Raw genomic sequence first — 2,037 nt, 5'->3', positions numbered from 1 at the left:
GGCTAGCGATTTGTCTGTTGGGGGAAACCGTAAACCCAACCGCAAAGAGCCAAAGCAAATTAGTTTCAGAGTGAACGAAGGCGAATATGAAAAGTTAAGGTCATCTGCCGAAACTTTGAATATGAGTGTGCCGAGTTTCGTTAAGAAAAAGGCACAAGGCAGTCGATTGGTAGCGCCAAAATTAGATAAAGAGACGCGACAATCGATTGCTAAAGATTTAGGCAGTATGGGGGCAAACGTAAATCAGATTGCGAAATGGTTTAATCAACATAAAGAACAAGCAGTGAATTTACCTGAACAAAAATACGATGATTTAATTAAGCAATTTGATGACTTTAAGAAGGAGTTGCATGAGATATGGCAACAACTAAAATAAGCTCAACGAAATCAACATCAAGAGCTATTAATTACGCAGAAAAACGTGCAGAAGAAAAAAGTGCTTTGAATTGTGATATAGATTATGCAAAAAGCAGTTTTAAAGCAACACGTGAAATGTATGGCAAAACAGATGGCAACGAAGGGCATGTAGTTATTCAATCTTTTAAGCCTAACGAAGTAACACCAGAACAATGTAATCAACTAGGGTTAGAATTAGCAGAAAAGATAGCACCTAATCATCAAGTTGCCGTATATACACATAACGATACAGACCATGTTCATAATCATATTGTGATTAATTCAATTGATTTAGAAACGGGCAAGAAATTTAATAATAATAAAAAAGCACTACATGATATTCGACAAGCGAATGATGAAATATGTGTTTCACATAATTTGTCAATACCCGAAGAAAAAGCGAAATTACGTTATACACAAGCAGAATATAGCGTATTGAACAAAGGGAAAACATCTTGGAAAGATGAGATAAGGCATGCCATAGATCAATCGCAAGCAGCGTCTTATGAAGAACTGGGTAATGATTTACAACAAAATGGCATAAAAATTGAACGTATTACAGACAAAACAATTACTTATCGACATTTGGAAGAAGATAAAAAAGTGCGTGGGAAGAAATTAGGCGAAGATTACGACAAAGGGGGCTTAGAAATTGGCTTTAACAGACAAAATGAACAACGAGAAGAACAAGCAAGACAGAGAGAACTTGAACAGGCAAGACGAGAGAAAATCAAGCGAGATAAAGAGCGAGAGAAAGAGTGGGCTCGATTTAATAGAAGTACGCAAGCAATTAGACAGAATAGAGAGCGTAGCGAACGAGAAGAACGAGAACGAGAGCGAAAAGCTAGAGAACTTGAAGAACAGAATAGAAGAGCTAGAGAAGAGCGAGCAAGACAGGAACGAGAGAACAAACATACTCATGAAAAGACTAGAGGCTTCGACCTCGAACTTTAATAATAAGTTAGATGTTTTTGAAGAAAAGACTAAGCATGCAAGATTAAACTTTGAAACAACTGCAAAGCACTATATTAAACGACTTGATGAAGATAATTTGAAATTAGATTTTCAACAAGCTATTCAAGATGAATTAAGCGATACTAAAGACGAAATACGTGAAGTGACGAAACAAGCGAGAGAAGAAACAAAAGAGTATAAAGAAATCTTAGAAAGTAAAATAAAAGACCATAACAAAGTGGTTGATAAATCGAATACAGCGCTAAAAGTGATGACAAAAGGCGTTACAAATATATTTTTTGTGCTAATTATTTTTGTACTTGTAATGCTTGTGACAGGTCCGATAGGTCATTTCTTTGGTATTGAACATTTATATAGCTTTATTAATGGTTTTATTGATGACCACGAAAGTGCATGGCGATATTTGATGTTGATACTTTATGCAGTACCCTATGTATTCTTCGCTATCATTCTGTGGCTCATAGCATTGTTTTTTAGAGTATTTAATGACCTTTAGGTAGATTTATATATAAAAAGGGCTAAATACGCAAAATACCCCCTTAAAATGCAAAATAAATGCAAATAAGGGGGTAACTCCTTATGAAAAAACAACTAATAGTATTATAACACGTTTTTATGCCGAGAAAACTTATTGGTTGGAATGGGCTATGTGTTAGCTAACTTGTT

General features: G+C 35.1%; 3 protein-coding genes. All 3 read left to right on the top strand.

Annotation, left to right across the window (positions count from 1 at the left end; translation table 11 throughout):
• A partial coding sequence (locus tag CD036_RS08210) for a plasmid mobilization protein (RefSeq protein ID WP_103388406.1) occupies window positions 1-376 on the top strand: 376 nt, incomplete at its 5' end.
• The gene (locus tag CD036_RS08205; protein ID WP_002485664.1) at window positions 358-1,350 is read left to right on the top strand and encodes a relaxase/mobilization nuclease domain-containing protein; all 993 of its coding nucleotides are present in this window, start codon (window positions 358-360) and stop codon (window positions 1,348-1,350) included. The genes CD036_RS08210 and CD036_RS08205, both read left to right, overlap by 19 nt.
• Window positions 1,316-1,867 carry a DUF334 domain-containing protein gene (locus CD036_RS08200; protein ID WP_002303113.1) on the top strand — a complete coding sequence of 184 codons (552 nt, stop codon included), beginning with the start codon at window positions 1,316-1,318 and terminating at the stop codon, window positions 1,865-1,867. Before CD036_RS08205 ends, CD036_RS08200 begins: the two co-directional genes overlap by 35 nt.
• The last annotated feature ends 170 nt before the right edge of the window (window positions 1,868-2,037 follow it).

The organism is Staphylococcus arlettae (genome assembly GCF_002902345.1).
GTDB lineage: Bacteria > Bacillota > Bacilli > Staphylococcales > Staphylococcaceae > Staphylococcus > Staphylococcus arlettae.
The sequence above is the reverse complement of the archived record's forward strand: the minus strand, read 5'-3'. Positions and strand labels throughout refer to the sequence as shown.

What these genes read in the sequence shown, in the direction of transcription:
- CD036_RS08205 (WP_002485664.1), top strand. Translation starts at nt 358, where the DNA reads ATGGCAACAACTAAAATAAGCTCAACGAAATCAACATCAAGAGCTATT.
- CD036_RS08200 (WP_002303113.1), top strand. Translation starts at nt 1,316, where the DNA reads ATGAAAAGACTAGAGGCTTCGACCTCGAACTTTAATAATAAGTTAGAT.